Source organism: Shewanella sp. N2AIL (assembly GCF_022690845.1).
GTDB lineage: Bacteria > Pseudomonadota > Gammaproteobacteria > Enterobacterales > Shewanellaceae > Shewanella > Shewanella baltica.
In genome coordinates, this window is record NZ_JALBYT010000001.1 from 240,093 (window position 1) to 256,548 (window position 16,456).

Below are 16,456 nucleotides of genomic sequence, written 5' to 3' on the forward strand. Positions count from 1 at the left end.
AGCGGCAAGCATTCTCGGGTAGATAGACTTGGCATAATGTTTTGACAAGGAGAGTGTCATGCAAGTTAGCAAAATCACTGGGAAATTTGATGTTAAGCTCACTCCAGATAGCACCTATGCTACGGGTGTGGGCGGTGTGACGCTTGGGCGTATGGGTTTAGATAAAACCTTTTATGGCGAGCTTGAGGGCCGTAGCCAAGGGGAAATGCTCAGTGCAATGACGTCAGTCAAAGGCTCGGCTGGCTATGTGGCGATTGAGCAAGTGGTTGGCAAGGTGTGTGGTAAGCAGGGGAGTTTCGTGCTGCAACATTTTGGCATTATGACCGATGGACAAAACCGTTTGATCTTAGAAGTGGTTCCCCATTCCGGCGCGGGCGAGTTGCAGGGATTAACGGGCACTATGGCCATCAGTATTGAAAATGGTCAGCATTTTTATGAGTTCCAGTTTGGCTTTGAAGCCAGCGCTGAGCCAGCATTTTAACGCGACTTCAGGCATGATTGTTTTAGGCATGATTGTTTCTGAAAATATAGTTTCAGGCACTATTGCTTAAGGTGTTATCGCTTCCAGCATTAGCCTGATGTCGTTCAATTTTCCTACCTTGATTTCGTTTTCTCAAACCTAGTCTTATCTACGTGGCCTAGAAGACCTTGCTTGATTGAGTGAAATAATGGACATAAAAAAACCAGCCTAGGCTGGTTTTTTGTTATTACTTTTTCTTATCAATCGAGTTCAAAAGTTGAGGCAAGATTAACGCCTGGTACTTAACTCTGACTGTTAAAGCGCTACTTTTGAAAGCTAATTTCAGAAAGTGCAGCTTTAGCTAGCGTTAAGAGGCTTTTTTAACGACTTTGATTTTATCGACAACTTTTTTCACATCGTCGGTATTCTCGGCAATTTTCAGCGCTAACTGACGTTCGGCATCGCTAGCAACTTCACCTTTTAAGGTGACGATACCATTAGCGACATCCACATTAATCTGGGTGCCGGAAACATCGGTTGAAAACAGTAAACGGGTTTTGACGACTGTGGCAACCTTAGAATCGGTCAAAGTCGCGACAACTTCACTGGTGCCTTCTTTCTCATTCATTACAGTGAGTTGGTTATCGACATCTTTTACGCCGTCTAAACTTTTGATCAGTTCAGTGGCAAGAGCTTTATCGACACTGCTTTCCACTTTACCCGTTAACGTCACGTTTCCGTCTTTAACATCCGTTATAATGTCAAAGGAATTGAGGTTAGTGTTGAGCAGTAAAGTGGTTTCAGCTTTACCATCGATCCACGCATCCTTAGCCCCGTCCTTCCAATCTTGAGCCGCTGCGACATTTAAACTGATTGAACCGACAAGTAAGGTCGCTAGTACTGATGCTGTTGTGGTTTTCATAATCATATCCTCCGTTATTTTCTCGATGTTAGATAATGCGTGAATCGTGCCAATATGGTTAAAGTGTTGATTTTAAAGCTTTTATGTGCTGTTTTTGATATTTTGACAGAAGGAGTCTTTTGTTTAAGTCGGTCTTTTTTACCGACAAAATGTAATTTTTTCTGGCAAGCCGAGTCATCTTTAAAGCATAAAAAACCGCACGACTGTGTGCGGTAAAGTGTGTGCGAAATAGTGTGTGGAGTTGCGCGGTGCGTTAAAGCTGGATATTGCCAGGTAAAGAGGCTCATACTGATGCGCACTGATACAAACTGATGTAACAAGTGCAAAGGATTAACCAGAATTGAGCGAACTCATACCATCGCAACTGATTTGCAGCCAAGCTGCGCCTTCTGCAAGCTGATTGGCAAGCTGTGGCTGATGTGCTTGCCTTACTGCTTGTTTCATCTGGATTAACACTTGTTGTTCAATGGCGACAAGTGCGGCCATCGCTTGTGCCATATGGCATTGTTGCAGCAATTTGGTCACTTGAGTATAAGTCACTGGTATTGCATGACTTAGACCATGAATAGGCTCACCAGTTAGAGGGCGCAGCTGTTCAAAACGCGTCAACATTCGTTGGTGGATATTCGCTTTGGTCGAAAAAATACGCTTAAGGTTATAGTCTTCGACGTACGTCATTGCCTGATTGTAGAATGTTAGCCCTTCTTGATTGAGCTTTATTATTTCATCAATCAAACTGATATCGGCGCGGATATCAGTCTGATGTTGCACAACATTAGACTTCATGAATGCCTCCAAATGCCAGTGTTCGGCACAGTCCTGTTTAACGGTTTGGCTTAACTAATTGCGTTTCGTTCAGCTACCATGCATATTTTGTTCTCATTTTTAATGGTATGTTAACAGGCTGATTTTTAGGCTGATATTCTCGGTTACTTGCGCCATCCTCTTAGAATATCGGCAACTATTACCGTTGCTGTTGTTAAAATTTCACGACTGACATACAGTAGCCCTTCATACACAGGGAGTGGGATAGCATGGCTCGATTGACACTTTTTTATCACCTGCAGGATGTAAACGCCGAGCAAGCTATCATTGAACTCGCCGGCGCAGCCGACTTTAATAAGCTACGCAGTGTCGATGATTTACCTTGGATAGAGCAGCTTGAGGCGAACCACATTGATGTTGCCATCATTGAGCTGTCCAGCCTTAGCCGTGAGGATTATCTTGGGCTGCTGGACAATACGGCCTTGTCTAATATCGAGTTTATTTTTCTCTCCGATGGTCAGCCGAACCCCAATCTTGATCAGTTAATGTCGAATTTTGCCTGTTATCATTTTCGTAAACCCTACGATATGACGTTGATCAGTGACATCTTCGCCGATTTTGCCCAGTATCTAGTGTCATCACCAATCCGGCCTCGGCCTTTTTCCAGCGAGCTAGACCAATATGGTTTGCTTGTCGGTTCCTCTGCAGCTATGCACAAGCTGTATCGTACGATACGTCGCGTTTCTGCGACCGACAGTAATGTGCTGATTATTGGTGAGAGTGGCGCAGGGAAAGAGCTCGTTGCCAATACCATACATCTTGCCAGCCCGAGATTGAACGAGCCTTTTATTGCAATTAACTGCGGTGCATTAAGCCCTGAGTTGGTCGATAGTGAGCTGTTTGGTCATGTCAAAGGCGCTTTCACTGGTGCGAATCGCGATCACAAAGGCGTATTTGATCAGGCAGAAGGTGGAACCTTATTTCTTGATGAAGTCACCGAAATGCCGATTGAGCATCAAGTGAAGTTACTCAGAGTGCTTGAAAATAGCGAATATCGTCCCGTTGGCGGTGCCAAAGTGCAGCATGCCAATGTGCGGATTGTGGCGGCAACTAATCGTGATCCCATAGTGGCGATTGAGGCTGGGCAATTTCGCGAAGATTTGTATTTCCGTTTGGCCCAGTTCCCTATCCGCGTTCCGCCATTAAGGGAACGTGGCGATGATATTCTCGGGCTAGCGCAGCATTTTCTTGCCTATCGTAATGTGGCCGAAAAGCAGAATAAAAGCCTCGCTGAAGACAGTGCGCAGATGATTGCGGCATATCCTTGGCCAGGGAATGTGCGTGAATTAAAACATGCCATTGAGCGAGCCTATATTTTGGCAGATCAAGAGATTTTACCCAGTCATTTACAGTTGCCACAGGCAAGTGAAATGGGGACATCTTGCGATGACCAAGTCGTTATCCCGCAGGGCATGCGTTTAGATGACTTAGAAAAAATCGCCATTTATCAAGCATTAGAAACCACTCAAGGCAATAAAACCGATACCGCCGAGCAACTGGGGATCAGCGTAAAAACCCTCTACAACAAGCTCAGCAAGTACGAGCAGCAAGTCGAAGCGGGTGAATCGACGGTGGAATAGTTTTTTGCGCTCAAAAGCCGTAGATGTGAGTGAATTTAATATCTCATTGAGCTTTATCCTGCGGCTTTAGCCATCTTAAGCGTACCGTTGATGTGGTTGCTAGCAAGGAGGTTTAAGCCAAGTGGCATCGGCTCTTTGGAATTGGATTTCACTACGCTAGGTCACTATTTGCAGCGTTAGGAGCGAGATTTGACGATAGTAAAGTTGATTACTTGTCAGGTTGAAAATGAACAAGAGCAAGATTTTTCTCAAAGCCAACAGATATGGAAAGCGTTGAGCAACCGCATAGTTTTTAGAGGCCAGTTCGGTGGTTGGAGTCAACTCGAAAGGCAGGCGATTATTGTGGGCGTATGGCAGTCACTCGAGGATGTTACGGCTTTCATGGGGTCAGTTCACGACGAGCTGTTCTCCAAAAGTGGTCAGCAAACAACTTATAAACAGTGTGATGTCCATTATTTTGAAAATATACTGAGTATCCCTTCGCTAACTCATCATCCTGCAGATCAAAGTGACAATGTCATTCGGTTGGCTTATTGCCGAGTAGTGCAAGATGTCGAACGTTTTTTAAGTGATCAACGAACGATTTGGAACGCCCATCTTGGACAAGCAGAGGGCATGCTTGGCGGTTGTGTCGCCCGCAGTCTAAAACAGAGTGACTACTTCATCGTTATGACGCGCTGGGCGTCGAACCTAGATTATGACAATTACGTAAAAACCGTTCTGCCAGCCCTTAAAAAGCAAGTGTTACCTGAAAGCTTTATTGAAAATATGTCGGGTTGTTTAGTGCAGGAAGAATGCTTATGGGAAGTCGTTCCTAGTAATGACTCAAGCGTGCCAGCAAGATGTATCACCCATCCTCTTCAGTTATTTCCTGATAAGGCACAAATACCTTAAGGGATGCGGGGTGAACTTCAATGGTGAGATCAGCGGGTTCAAAGATTTCACCATCAATCACATATTTACATTTGGGCTGACTGCTAATGCTCACTTTTTTCGCATGGGCGTGGTGGACTTTGGTCGCGGTAGAAGGCGCGCTAGGTCGCTTTGAATGTGTGTCTTTATTACCTTCTTTTACCCATCCAGCAATGGCTAATTCGGCCAGGCTAAGGAGCTGCTCCTTAGGTTCATCCCCCGAATCTAGCCAGGTAATATCGAGCAGGCCATCTGTCATGTTTGGCTCGCCATCGCCTTGCGCTAATACGCTGGTAAACGGTGCTGCATTGGCAACGATGAGGCTATGGGTGGTTAATGTTGTGGGCTCGGCATCATCTAAGCTGAGCTGTATGGTTAAAGTGACATCGGCATTGACGGCGCGCCATAAACCATCGAGGTAGGCAAACTGGCCGAGGGCATTTTTACGTTCACGGTTGGCCGATTCAATCATCTGCTGTTCAAAGCCAATCCCCACAAGTAACAAGACTAATTGTTCATTACAACGAGCTGTATCAATGGCTTGGTAATGCCCTTGGATAATATTGTCCAGCGCCTGAGAGACAGGAATGAGCTTACTGCCTAAACCAAATAGCGCGTGGCTGAGGGCGTTAGTCGTGCCTAACGGAATGATCCCTAAGGCGATATCAGTGTTCACTATTTCCGATGCTACCTCTGTCACTGTGCCATCGCCACCACAGGCAATAATGATATCTGCGCCGCTATTGCGGGCTTTTTTGGCGAAGGTATTTGCGGTGATATTTTCGGTAGTGAGTTTTAACGTTAGGTCAAAATAGGCTTTTAGTTCGTCTTGGATTTGCTCGCCATATTGTTGCCATTTGCCGCCGCCAGAGACAGGGTTAGCGATAATCCACGCCACTTTATGGATGTTGATTTTGCCTTGCTTGAGCATGTGTTCAAGGGCGCGTAATTGCCATTTGTTTAAGCCCGCGGTTTTGCGAACTTGCTTTATTTGTTGCAGTACTTCTGCGAAGTTGCGCTGTTTATCTTTACAGACTAAATAGGCGGCGAGTACCAGCACTGAGCGGCCGCGCCCCATAGCACAGTGGATCAGCACCTGTTTATTGGCGCGCACTTGGCGATGCAACCAGTTAACGGCTTGATTGAGCTGGGCACTGGTCGGCACGCTATGGTCGAGGATGGGAATGTTCAAATACTCGATATGATCTTCAAACTGCGACCAATCTAAGCCATCAAACTCGGCGGTCACATCAAGAATGGCGGTAATCTTATTGGCTTTGATTTTCTGCAGATCCGCAGAAAATAATCGGCAGCCGAGATACAACTGCTCATCTATCTTTTGCATCGACGGCACAGAGTCGCGTTTTCTGGCCCAATGATTATACAGCCGACAGCCCAATAAAAACGGAATAAAGCCCCAGCGAATATACCAAGGGATAGTGCCATCTTGGCGCTTTCTAAAAATGCTGGCGAGATTAAACCAGTAGGCTGAACCGACTAAAAATAGCGACAGGCTTGTCCAAGCCCAAATAAAGGTGAGCAGGGGAGACGTGCCCGTTACCGCAAAATAGGCTAGCAGTACGGCACCTGCTAAGTAGAAATATTTGATGTGGATTTTGCTTAGCATACGCGCCCTCCAATGCTGTTCATTTGATTTTACCGCTGCATGTTAAACGGCTGACTGCATCGGTGAATCGCGTCGTTGAAACTAGGTTCTAACTTAAGTTTAAATCAGGTGCTAACTCAAAAGGGTGGCAGTAGACGAGTCTATTGCCACCCTAAAGTGAGGTTTGCTTAGCACTTAGTATCTTTAGCTTTAACACCTTCTTTGACTTCTTCACAGGCATCTTCGATGGCATTACCTGTATCTGTCATCACTTCATCAATTTTTTCGCCCGCGTCTTCGGCTTTGTTATCGCTACAAGCGGTTAAACCGAGGGCGAGTAATAATGCCAGTGAAGCGCTTGTCATCAGAGTAAATGGTTTCATATACATCTCCTTTTCTAAAAAAATTAAAGTCGCGGTGACTTGCCTCTAAAGGCATTAACCAGCAGGGAAATCACTAATAACACAATAAAGATTAAGAAAATGATTTTCGCTATGCCCGCCGCTGCGCCAGCTATCCCAGTAAATCCTAATAGGCCTGCAATAACAGCAACAACCAGAAATACTAATGTCCAACCTAACATATGAACCTCCTGCCCTTGTCTTAATCCTTCGCATGACCGTTTGTGTCATTTGTAAGGTAACGGCTAATGGTTATTTCTAGATTGCGAACATAATGCCAACTTTGCATATTTTAATTAGTTTATTGATTTTAAATGAAATTTAATTGATTGGTTTTAAGTGGACGCGAATGTACTAAACGTAGTACAGGCAATTTTTACCTAAGCTTCGGTAAGAGTTTCAGTCAGAAAATAGAGGAGCACAGCATAAAAAAGCCGATACCATTTGAGTATCGGCTTAGATGAAGACGTCGATAGCTAGGCTGAGAAAGAGGCAATACTTTGCGGTAAGGTCAGCACTTGCGCATTAACTATCACCGCCAGCAGCAGAGGCTGCAGCTTCACAGCGTCCTATTAAGCAGCATTTGTATGATATCTGTTAGAAAGTACGGCAATGACGGCACAGCAAATACCATAGAACGCACCAAGACCTCCATAATATATTCCTGCTTCACCCGACGTAATATGCCCTGAGGCAAAAGATATAGATATTCCAATATAGGCGCTTAAAAGACCCAGGGTGGCACCCGCTAACCCAAATTTACGACCACGATGAATGGATGCCAAAGTGCCAGCTGCGGTGGTATTAATATCTAGATTGCTTACGTTAATATCAAAAGCTGCCGCTAACGCTCTTTTTGATTCTAAAGAACTTGTGCCTTCGCTTTCTATTCTCTGGATAGTACGAATGCTCAGTCCTGAGATTGTGGCAAGTTGATCTTGTGACCAAGAACGTTCGTTTCGAAGCTTCTTAACTAAGTCTTTGTTTATCATCTGTTCCATTTTCTAGTTCCTAATAATGATTGCTAGAGGCTAATCATCATCCGAAACTCTTGATTTTAGTTATGACAACCTTACGTCAAAGTTACGACAGTGGCCCGCCAAGTTGTTTAACGCCGCCAACAGCGAGCAAATGTTAAGTTTGAAAGACGCAATGCTGCTAGGCCTTGTTAAGTGTTCACCTCATAACCAAACCGAACCCCCGCTTGATTAATGATATCTGTGCATTGTGATATGAACCACATTGCAGAAGCAGTAGGCTCATACTTGCATAGAATATTAATTTTAAACTCTCTACCTTTTGAATCTGGATAGGTTTCAAATACTTCACCAGACTCCAAGAAAGCCAAGTAGGTATTAATTTTCTCCTGAAGTAGAAATAGATGCCCGTCATCCCATTCCAAATGATCTGAGATGGTTAGCACCACGACACCTTCTTGATCTATTCCAATGGCGTCAACTGAACCTTGATCTTCTATGCTCATAGATATTTTACACTTATATAATACGCATAATCTTACCTTCAATCACTTGGCGAGGTGACTCGCAACTTAATGATTTATAATGAGGTTTAGACGATAGCAAATATCATTCTGGGTAGAAAGTATGCATCTGTATTATTTCTACGTATTTTGTTTGGCGCATTTTTCATAAGATATTGAATATTAAGACTTGATTAAAAGTATTATTTGAAATAATGCACAAAACGATACTTTTGAATGATAAAAAGCCTTATTCACAAATCATGTGGTGTATGTAGAGTTTTGGGGAGGGGATATGTCCTATCAAAGTTTGCCTCGCAACCCATTCATAAATTACGCAGCATGTATTCGATTGGTTGCAGGCGAGCACTATCGCGGCAGTGGCCATCGGAAAAAGGGACTTTTCCGTTGAGCCCCCAAGGATGGGTTTACGGCGTGCCACTGGAGCGCCAGTGCTTAGCGGCATTGGCACAAACAGAGTCAATAACTCAAGGGATTAGATTGGCAATAAGGTAGGCGGCTTCGATTTAACGAGGTAGTGAAAAAGATTGCATCAAGTAGGGAGTTGAATCCCTACTTGATGTATCTGTTGTCCCGTAGTGCTTAAAAACGATTCAGCGGTTTCCAGCGTAGTAGTGTGACCGGAATGCTCGCGCCTTGGGATAACAGCAAGTTAATGCGGGATTGATACGCTGCGCCCACCATTAAATGTTTGGCTAAATCCACCGCATTACGGGCCTTATAGTCATCTAAATAACTGCCTTTCGCCCACGCATTAAATGCACCGAGCGCTGGGCCTGCCCAGATTTGGTAATCCATTTCGCGGCCAACTTCACCTGTGTTTGACCAGCGGCTAGACAGACCCAAATACCAGCGGAAAATAAGTGCCATCTTACGTTTCGGGTTATCCAGTGCACGCTCGATTTGCTTAGGATCGCGCTCGTTAAAGTGGGCTACAGTGCCAGCCCAAATGTCATCGAGTGATGAGCGGAACACTTGCTCTTCGAGCTTTTTACGCTCGTCCTCAGGGATGGTATCAATCGAATCGTAACGGGTGTAGATTTCATAAAGCTTATTGGCGCGCATCGGGAACAGGGTGCCACGCTTTACCACTTGTAATTTCACGCCCATTTCGAACATATCGGCGGCAGGCGCCATAGTCACATCGGCCATTTCGGTGGTGGCGAGTAACTTACGGGTGTGTTCGCTGGCGCCCGCTTCGACGCAGGCTTGGTTGATTGAACCTGTGACGATGAATGCCGCGCCCATGTTGAAGGTGGCTAATGCTGCATCGGGTGTGCCGACGCCGCCGCCTGCGCCAACACGGATTGGCGTTTTATATTGATACTTAGCTTGGATTTCATCTTTGAGCGCCAAAATCGTCGGCAATAGCGTGACCAATGGACGATTGTCGGTATGGCCGCCAGAATCGGCTTCGGCCGTGATGTCATCCGCCATTGGCACAAGTTGCGCCATCGCCATTTGGTCTTGGCTAATAAGACCATCACTCACTAATTGCTGGAGGATTTTGGCAGGCGCCGGCTCCATAAACTTAGTCGCGACTTCGGTGCGGCTGATTTTAGCGATGACTTTGTTGCCAATGACTATCTCGCCATGTTCGTCGCGGCTCAAACCTGCGGCGCGGTAATAGACGATCTGCGGCGTTAAACCTAAAAATGCCGAGGCTTCGACTGTGCGCACTTTATGTTTTAAAAACAGCTCAACGCTGCCGCGCTCTAATGCGGGCTCGCTTGGGCTGTGAATTAAGTTAAAAGCGTAAGGGCCATTGGGCAGCGCCGCTTGAATGCGAGTAATGGCCGCTTCAACGCGCGATGGAATTAACCCCGCCGCGCCAAATGAGCATAAAATACCCGCTTGGCCAAGGGCGATAACCAGTTCTTCCGAGGCAATACCGTTAGCCATAGCGCCGGCGTAGTAAGCGTATTTGACGCCGTGGACGCGGCGAAAATTACTGTCGCCTAAACTTTGGGTGCCAAGGGCAGGGGCAAAGGCGCTGACAGGGTGTGAGCCCAATGGCGCTTGGCTGTCACTGGTGGTCACTTCGGCCGTTTGCGCTATGCCTAAGCCTTTTTCGCTGTGATTCACTAAGTAGCAGGCTTGGCTTAAATCTTTGAGTTTTTTGCCTAATGAGTCGATATCAAAGCTCAGCTCTGCATCGTTGACTTGCCACGGCCAAGGGCTGAGTTTTTCGTTATTACTATTGAATTGATCTAGAGTATGGCTAGTCATCTTGGGTCTCGTTTTTAATGCTGCTGCGTTGCTATTACTTGAGTAAAAAGTTCGGGTGTAAAAAGCCAACGCAGCGGCAGGATTATTTTTAAGTGATTCAATAAATAGAATTTACCGCATTAAGCTTCTTCAATACAGATGGCGATATCTTTGACTTCATAAATCCGCAGACCATCTTTACTCAAGTTGGCATCGCCCATAATGATGCGTTTGCCATTGTCGTCTGTCACGCTGGTAATGTGCACATCCAGCGACATCTGCTTGTTTAATGGGTTAATTTGGCCGCGATACTTCCATTTGATATCCGATAATATCTGGCCGAATTTTGGACTCTTAAAGCCCGCACCAAGGTCTTGGTCAATCGCATAGGTTTGCATCAGCTCGATAATGGCTTCAACCCCTAATGAGCCTGGCATTACCGGATCTTGATGGAAGTGGAATTGGAAGAACCAATCACTCGGGTCAATGGTGCGCTCGGCGTATAAATAGCCAAGGCCCGCTTTACCGCCGGCTGTTACGATTTCAGCCTTGTCGATAAAGTTAAGCTGACCGCCCGCTAAACGGTAATGCGGCTGACCTTCTGGTGCGTTAAAGCTGCGATGCTGTTTATCTAACAGATTGATTTGGCTATCGGCGGCTATACCATTTTGCACATGCCAAGGCTGAGTGATCTTGCCGTTGTCTATGCCGAGTTGGTTTTTGAGCGCATCGCCCTTGAAGTAACCAAATACCGCTTTACCTTGGTAGAAAGGCTCGCCATCGCAGCTTAACTCGAAGCTGAAATTCTGGATGATGTTGCTGCCGGCAATCACAGTCGATAACAAACGTGAGTCGTTTACGATTGTTTTGCCGCGTAAATCCACGTGGCGCAGCAACTTACCGCTACCGTCTAAGTTACGGAAAAACAGCTCTTGGCCGGGGAAGCCCAAGGTGGTGCCCATATAGCCTGAGATAAAGCCGTTTGGCTGCAGTGATATTTCCATTAGCACAGAATAGGGCATCACAGCGTGATGGCTGTTTTTATCGTAATACCAAGCGTTTGCTGGCACTTCGTATTCGGCGATACACGAAGAAGGCTTTTTCAGCTCGCCGCGTTTGCCGTCAATCGCAATGACGCGAGTCGTGAGCTGTAAATCACCGCAAGGCGTGCGCGGTGGAATAAGGCCGCGATAGATGCTGAAATCGGGGCCGAAGCAGTTTTCGATATCGCCCGTGGCAAATTCGAACATGTGATACGGCGTGAACGGCAGGGTGTCGGGCACGCGGTTTGCGTACTTTGAATCCGCTGGCGCAATCGGCGCAGGTACATGCTTAAGCGGCACTACGCCTTTATTGGTTAGCGCAGTTAAATCTGGCAGCTGGGCCATCAAAGGCGCGGCGGCTGTGGTTGTAATCAGTGAAGTATTAGTATCGCTATCCGCAATGTAGCGAGTGCATTCGGCTTCTTCTTTGATCATCACTCCAAGGTTTTGGAAATCCACCACCACTTTGCCATTAAGCAGAATATCGATATTCGCCTTAGCATACGGGCGCGGATTCATGCCGATTTCGGTGATTTCCATACGGTAGGTGAGCAGGCCAGATTGCGGCAACACTTGACCGCGACAGCGCACTTTTTGTGATGCGTTTTCGAGCGGTTGGAAACGACCATTTTTGACACCCCCTTCTTCTGTACTGGCGTGCATTCCAATATGCAGCATAAAGAATTGCAGTAATTGACCACAGCCTTCGGCCATTAACGACCCCGCCATCACTTGGTCGCCCTTGAAATGACACGGGAAATACCAATGATCGGCTTCGAGCTGCTTATGGCCTTGGACTGAACCTAAGCCCCACGCACCGCCATGCACCTCAAGATTGCTGACCTGTTCAATCATCAGGAATTTTTCGGATGCAAAACATAAAGAGGGCTGCAAACCATATTGGGCTTGATGCGCCGCGTGTGCGCCGCCAAAACAGCCACCGATATCGGCGCCGAGCAGTTTATGGATTTGGCTGTAATCAAATTGGTTTTGCGCGCAGTTCAGTAACGGATTAAAGCGCGGCTTATTCGGATTGTTCAAGGCGAGGTTGCGCGCCTTGATTTCGGCTTCGGTGTTAATAACGCCTTTGCCGTCGGCAAGTTCCTTGTCGGTGAAGAAACCGGCACAGCCGCCATCCATTTTCAGGATCAGCTTGTCGCCCACGAAACATTCGTAGGAGAAGAAGAACAACAAGGTATCGCCATTGCGGGCAAAGTGATTGATGGAAATATCGTAGCGCAGAGTGTCGCCACCGCGCGGTAAGTCGCCAAGGAAGGTCAGGGTGCAATCGAGCAGACGATAAACGCGCTCGCCCTTGTTTTCAAAGTCGATACCTAAGTAGCTGATCAGCATTAAGTCGCATTGACCCGATTCAACGGCCACGGCCCACGGAATTTGACCATCGACCAAATACGGCGCGTCCACAGGAATGTCGTATTCTGTGGTCATAGTGCAAGGCTGATATTGGTTCATCTGGGCGTTTAATTTCGTCACCCGAGATACCAGCAAATAGTCTGTGGTTGGCAGGCGTACACGACGCGAGTAGCTGTCGATAATGGCGTAATCTTGGCCAAAGACGTTAGCGATATCACCTTCGGCGTACTCGACTAAATCCGCATAATCCCAAATACAAGGCTTGCTTATCGGTGTTGGCGGCGTGTACTGAGGCACTTTTGCATGGTTTGGATAAAGCACAGGATGTGGAAGAACCGTTGTTGCAGATGCCTGAACAATGGCTTGCTGTTGTACTGGCGCAGCTTGGTCATTGACGGCTAACTCGCTGGCAAGCTGGGCTTTCATCAAGGCATCGGCCAGTTTCAGGCCTTGCTCACGGCTTTGTAAAAAGGCTAAATGAGCTTCACGGGCGAGTTGCTGATTACGTATAAATGCAGCGTCTTTTAGCTCTGCTTGAGCGGCGTTGTTATTGGGCGTGCTTAGGGCATTAATTGGCATGCTGCTTAATGTCTCTTTTTGTAGAGCCGTGGTTGGGCTGCTTGTTGCAAAGCCACGAGTGTCTTTGCTCGCTATTTGGGCCAAATGCTTGCGCTGGCTGCGCTTTGGCAATGCAGTGATGGCTTGGGCTTTTTGCTGTATTGCATCGATGTCCGCGAGCGGCGTATCTAGGATATGCTGATAGATATCGCGGCCACCAAGTGTCACTTGTTTTATTAAGTGTTTTTGCTCCGAAAGCGTTAAGTCTTGTTCAAGCCTTTGCTGCAAACTGTGTGCTTGCGTGGCACTTTGACTGAGCAATAACTGCGAGCATTTACCTTGGCTAAACGTGGCAACGAGCGCGTGCTGCACTTGATTAGCTTGTGGCTGTGCTTGGTTTTTTAATTGCCCATGATTTTTAAGCTGAAGCAGGGCGCTCAAAATACTCGCCATGCCCGCAGCGGCAAAGTTGTGGCCAATGGTATCAGCGGCTTGGCTGCGCTGGTTCACACTCGGCAGCAGCGTATTGAGTACCAGCTTTGGATCGGCAAGTTGCTCAACTGCAATACTGGTTTCAATCAAACTAATTTGGCTGCTATTCACCTTGGCTTGGGTTAACAAGTCATCGCAGATGCGCGCTGTGTTGCTGTGACCTTGCATGTCACACATAGCACCAAACACTTGGCCGCTGATGTGACCATAGCTGTTGCTATTGGCATCATTAAGTAGAGCATTAGTATTTGAATTTTCAGCAGTTAGCACTAATGCGCCTGCACCTTCACCGACTTTCCAACCAGTGTCAGTGGCATTAAATGCCACTGGCGATACGGCGTTTTTGAGGATCACTTGCTCTAGACTGCCACTTAAATCGACGGCGGCGATCACTACGGCATCTAAGGACTCTTGGGACAACAGATTTTCGGCTACATCGATACAGCGGGCGACCGATTGCTCCGCCGCCGAAATGGTAAAGGCAGGGCCGTTAAAGTCCCAAAGGGATGCGATGCGTGACGCCATGATATTGCCAATAAAACTGGTGTATTGGTTCAGTTTGGCGGCATCGAGCACACTGTCCATGGCGATTTTTTCAAGGGCGAGATACTCAGCTTGTGTGAGTGTTATTCCTTGTGTTTTAAGGCTGTCGGCCAGTTGTGTGTGTAGATTTACGCGGCCACGGAACTGATGTAATTCCAGTTCGGTTTCCATCGCCACTAATACAGCCACCTTGCCGCCGGGCTTTAAGTTGGCATCACGAATCGCTTCATCGGCCACTTTGATCAACAGCAGTTGCTGGGAGATCAGGCGATCATCCTCATTAGGCGGCACTTTAAAGCGCAGGAAGTCAAAATCGAACTGGTCAATATACGCGCCCTGTGGTGCGGCTGCGAGGCCAGTTCCGGTTAAACCAAAGTTGGCCAGAATATCAGGATGTTTGTCTAAGCCTTTCCAGCGTTTAGCGGGCAGCGGGATAAAGGCATGTTGCCGAGCTTGAATCGTGTTATCCAGTGCATTAATAGAGGATAAAGGCCCAAAGTGCGATGCTAAACCAATGATATTTAATGGCGTATGCTGGTAACTTACTGCGGCTTGTTCACTCTTTTTGTTTGTATTGGCAGCATAGGATTCCAGCAACAAATGCGCGTTACAGCCGCCAAAACCAAACACAGAAACACCCGCGTGGCGGCGGTCATTGCCGGCTTTATCTGGCCAAGCATGTAATTCTGTTGGCAGATTTTTAGCGCTAAATAAGCCCTTAGGCGAAGATATCGGCGCTGATAAATTAATACTTGGCGGCAGTCGGCCCGAGCGCATGGCAAAAATCATCTTCATGATCCCCGGCATTCCTGCGGCGGTGAGTAAATGGCCTAAGTTGGATTTTGCTGAACCGATCAGCGGCACTGAAGAGCCCGCGAGTTTGTCCTCGAAGAAGCGCTCCATCGAGGCGAGCTCGACCTTATCACCGAGCGGTGTGCCGGTGGCATGGCATTCAATCACTTCGATATTGGCAGGCTGAGTGTTTGCCGCGCTATAGGCGCGCTCGAAGGCTTGCACTTGGCCCTTGCTGTTGGGGCTTAATACAAACTGGCCTTTACCGTCGTTCGACAATCCAATGCCGCAGACGACGGCATAGATGTTGTCACCATCGCGTTCGGCATCTTCTAAGCGTTTTAAGACTAACACCCCAGCGCCTTCTCCGGCGAATAAGCCTTTGCTGTTGCTATCAAAGGGCGCTGAAATACCGTGATCTGGATAGGCGTGAAAAATCGAGAATCCCATGTTGATAAAGAAGGGATCAGCGCCCGATACTGCGCCCGCAAGCATCATATCGGCCTTGCCTGTGGTCAGGTAATCGCAGGCGAGTTTAAGTGCATAAACCGAGCTGGCGCAGGCGGCGTCCAGACTTAACTGAGTACCACCTAAACCGAGTGCATCGCTGACCAGCTTTGAGGCTGTGTGTGCAACGGCGCCATTGGCGACGTTTAATACTTGCTCGACGTTTAACGCTTCTCCAGCGTGAGCTTGGTTAAAATCAGCCAGTTGAAAAGCACTTTGGTTAAGTTTGTTTTGCAGCGCCTTTTCAACGGTTTGATGATACAGAGGCAAAAACAGTTCGTTGGAGCGGGCGGTCGGGAACGACAAGGTTCCCATCACGATACCTGTGCGCGCCAGTACGGCATCGCTTGGGGTAATCCCTGCGTCTTGAAGGGCTTTGCGACTGCAATCGAGTGCCCATAAAAAGCTTTCATCTAAACCGTCAAAGGCGGACTCTGGCAGTTGATAACCTTTGGCATCAAACTGGAAGTGTTGGATGTAGCCGCCTTTATCACAGTAAAAACGGTCAGACTGACCCTGCACACCTTGGTAATCGGCGGGATTGGCATTGAGCTTTTCGCGGCTGATTTGGGTGCGTGAGTCTTTTTTATCCAACAGATTTTGCCAAAAGGTTTGGGGATTATCGGCGTCAGGATATTGAGTCGCGAGACCGACAATCGCAATTTTTGACGCACTTTTTGATGCGCTGTTTGACGCAATGGTAGGCACGGTAGTTTTATCAATCGCAGGGGA

The 16,456-nt window shown here is 47.2% G+C and carries 12 protein-coding genes; 3 read left to right on the forward strand and 9 right to left on the reverse strand.

The annotated features are described in order from the left end of the window. Window positions 1-58: 58 nt before the first annotated feature. Window positions 59-481 carry a DUF3224 domain-containing protein gene (locus MO387_RS01155; RefSeq protein WP_006080939.1) on the forward strand — a complete coding sequence of 141 codons (423 nt, stop codon included), beginning with the start codon at window positions 59-61 and terminating at the stop codon, window positions 479-481. A 346-nt stretch (window positions 482-827) separates the two neighbouring features. Here MO387_RS01155 and MO387_RS01160 read toward each other — a convergent pair whose 3' ends face one another. Together MO387_RS01160 and MO387_RS01165 are read right to left on the reverse strand one after the other, a co-directional pair. Beyond that, entirely contained in the window at window positions 828-1,382 is a 555-nt protein-coding gene (locus MO387_RS01160) for a BON domain-containing protein (protein ID WP_006085200.1), read from the reverse strand. Window positions 1,383-1,712: 330 nt separating this feature from the next. Continuing rightward, on the reverse strand, window positions 1,713-2,168 hold the full coding sequence (locus MO387_RS01165) for a glutamyl-tRNA reductase (RefSeq protein ID WP_107946936.1): 456 nt from the start codon (window positions 2,166-2,168) through the stop codon (window positions 1,713-1,715). A gap of 248 nt (window positions 2,169-2,416) precedes the next feature. On the opposite strand from MO387_RS01165, the gene MO387_RS01170 reads away from it, so the two are divergent. Then, entirely contained in the window at window positions 2,417-3,787 is a 1,371-nt protein-coding gene (locus MO387_RS01170; RefSeq protein WP_107946937.1) for a sigma-54 dependent transcriptional regulator, read from the forward strand. Between the two features lie 189 nt (window positions 3,788-3,976). Continuing rightward, window positions 3,977-4,681 (forward strand): DUF4937 domain-containing protein, encoded by a 705-nt coding sequence (locus tag MO387_RS01175; RefSeq protein WP_107946938.1) that lies wholly within the window; start codon window positions 3,977-3,979, stop codon window positions 4,679-4,681. Here the strand turns inward: MO387_RS01175 and MO387_RS01180 are convergent. The 7 genes from MO387_RS01180 to MO387_RS01210 all read right to left on the reverse strand — a co-directional run bounded on the left by MO387_RS01180 (window position 4,635) and on the right by MO387_RS01210 (window position 16,447). Then, window positions 4,635-6,326: a diacylglycerol kinase family protein gene (locus MO387_RS01180; RefSeq protein WP_107946939.1), complete on the reverse strand. Its 1,692-nt coding sequence runs from the start codon at window positions 6,324-6,326 to the stop codon at window positions 4,635-4,637. The two genes, MO387_RS01175 and MO387_RS01180, sit on opposite strands and share 47 nt — an antisense overlap. Before the next feature lie 167 nt (window positions 6,327-6,493). Continuing rightward, window positions 6,494-6,688 carry a hypothetical protein gene (locus MO387_RS01185; RefSeq protein WP_006085205.1) on the reverse strand — a complete coding sequence of 65 codons (195 nt, stop codon included), beginning with the start codon at window positions 6,686-6,688 and terminating at the stop codon, window positions 6,494-6,496. 23 nt (window positions 6,689-6,711) lie between these two features. Next, window positions 6,712-6,888: a DUF1328 domain-containing protein gene (locus MO387_RS01190; protein ID WP_011846326.1), complete on the reverse strand. Its 177-nt coding sequence runs from the start codon at window positions 6,886-6,888 to the stop codon at window positions 6,712-6,714. A 390-nt stretch (window positions 6,889-7,278) separates the two neighbouring features. Then, a complete protein-coding gene (locus tag MO387_RS01195) occupies window positions 7,279-7,707 on the reverse strand; it encodes a helix-turn-helix transcriptional regulator (RefSeq protein ID WP_107946940.1) in 429 nt (142 codons plus the stop codon). Between the two features lie 167 nt (window positions 7,708-7,874). Beyond that, on the reverse strand, window positions 7,875-8,189 hold the full coding sequence (locus MO387_RS01200) for a DUF6572 domain-containing protein (protein WP_107946941.1): 315 nt from the start codon (window positions 8,187-8,189) through the stop codon (window positions 7,875-7,877). A gap of 600 nt (window positions 8,190-8,789) precedes the next feature. Next, window positions 8,790-10,436 (reverse strand): eicosapentaenoate synthase subunit PfaD, encoded by a 1,647-nt coding sequence (pfaD, locus tag MO387_RS01205; RefSeq protein ID WP_107946942.1) that lies wholly within the window; start codon window positions 10,434-10,436, stop codon window positions 8,790-8,792. Window positions 10,437-10,555: 119 nt separating this feature from the next. After that, window positions 10,556-16,447, reverse strand: coding sequence for a beta-ketoacyl synthase N-terminal-like domain-containing protein (locus MO387_RS01210; protein ID WP_199908813.1), 5,892 nt, complete (start codon window positions 16,445-16,447; stop codon window positions 10,556-10,558). Window positions 16,448-16,456 lie beyond the last annotated feature (9 nt).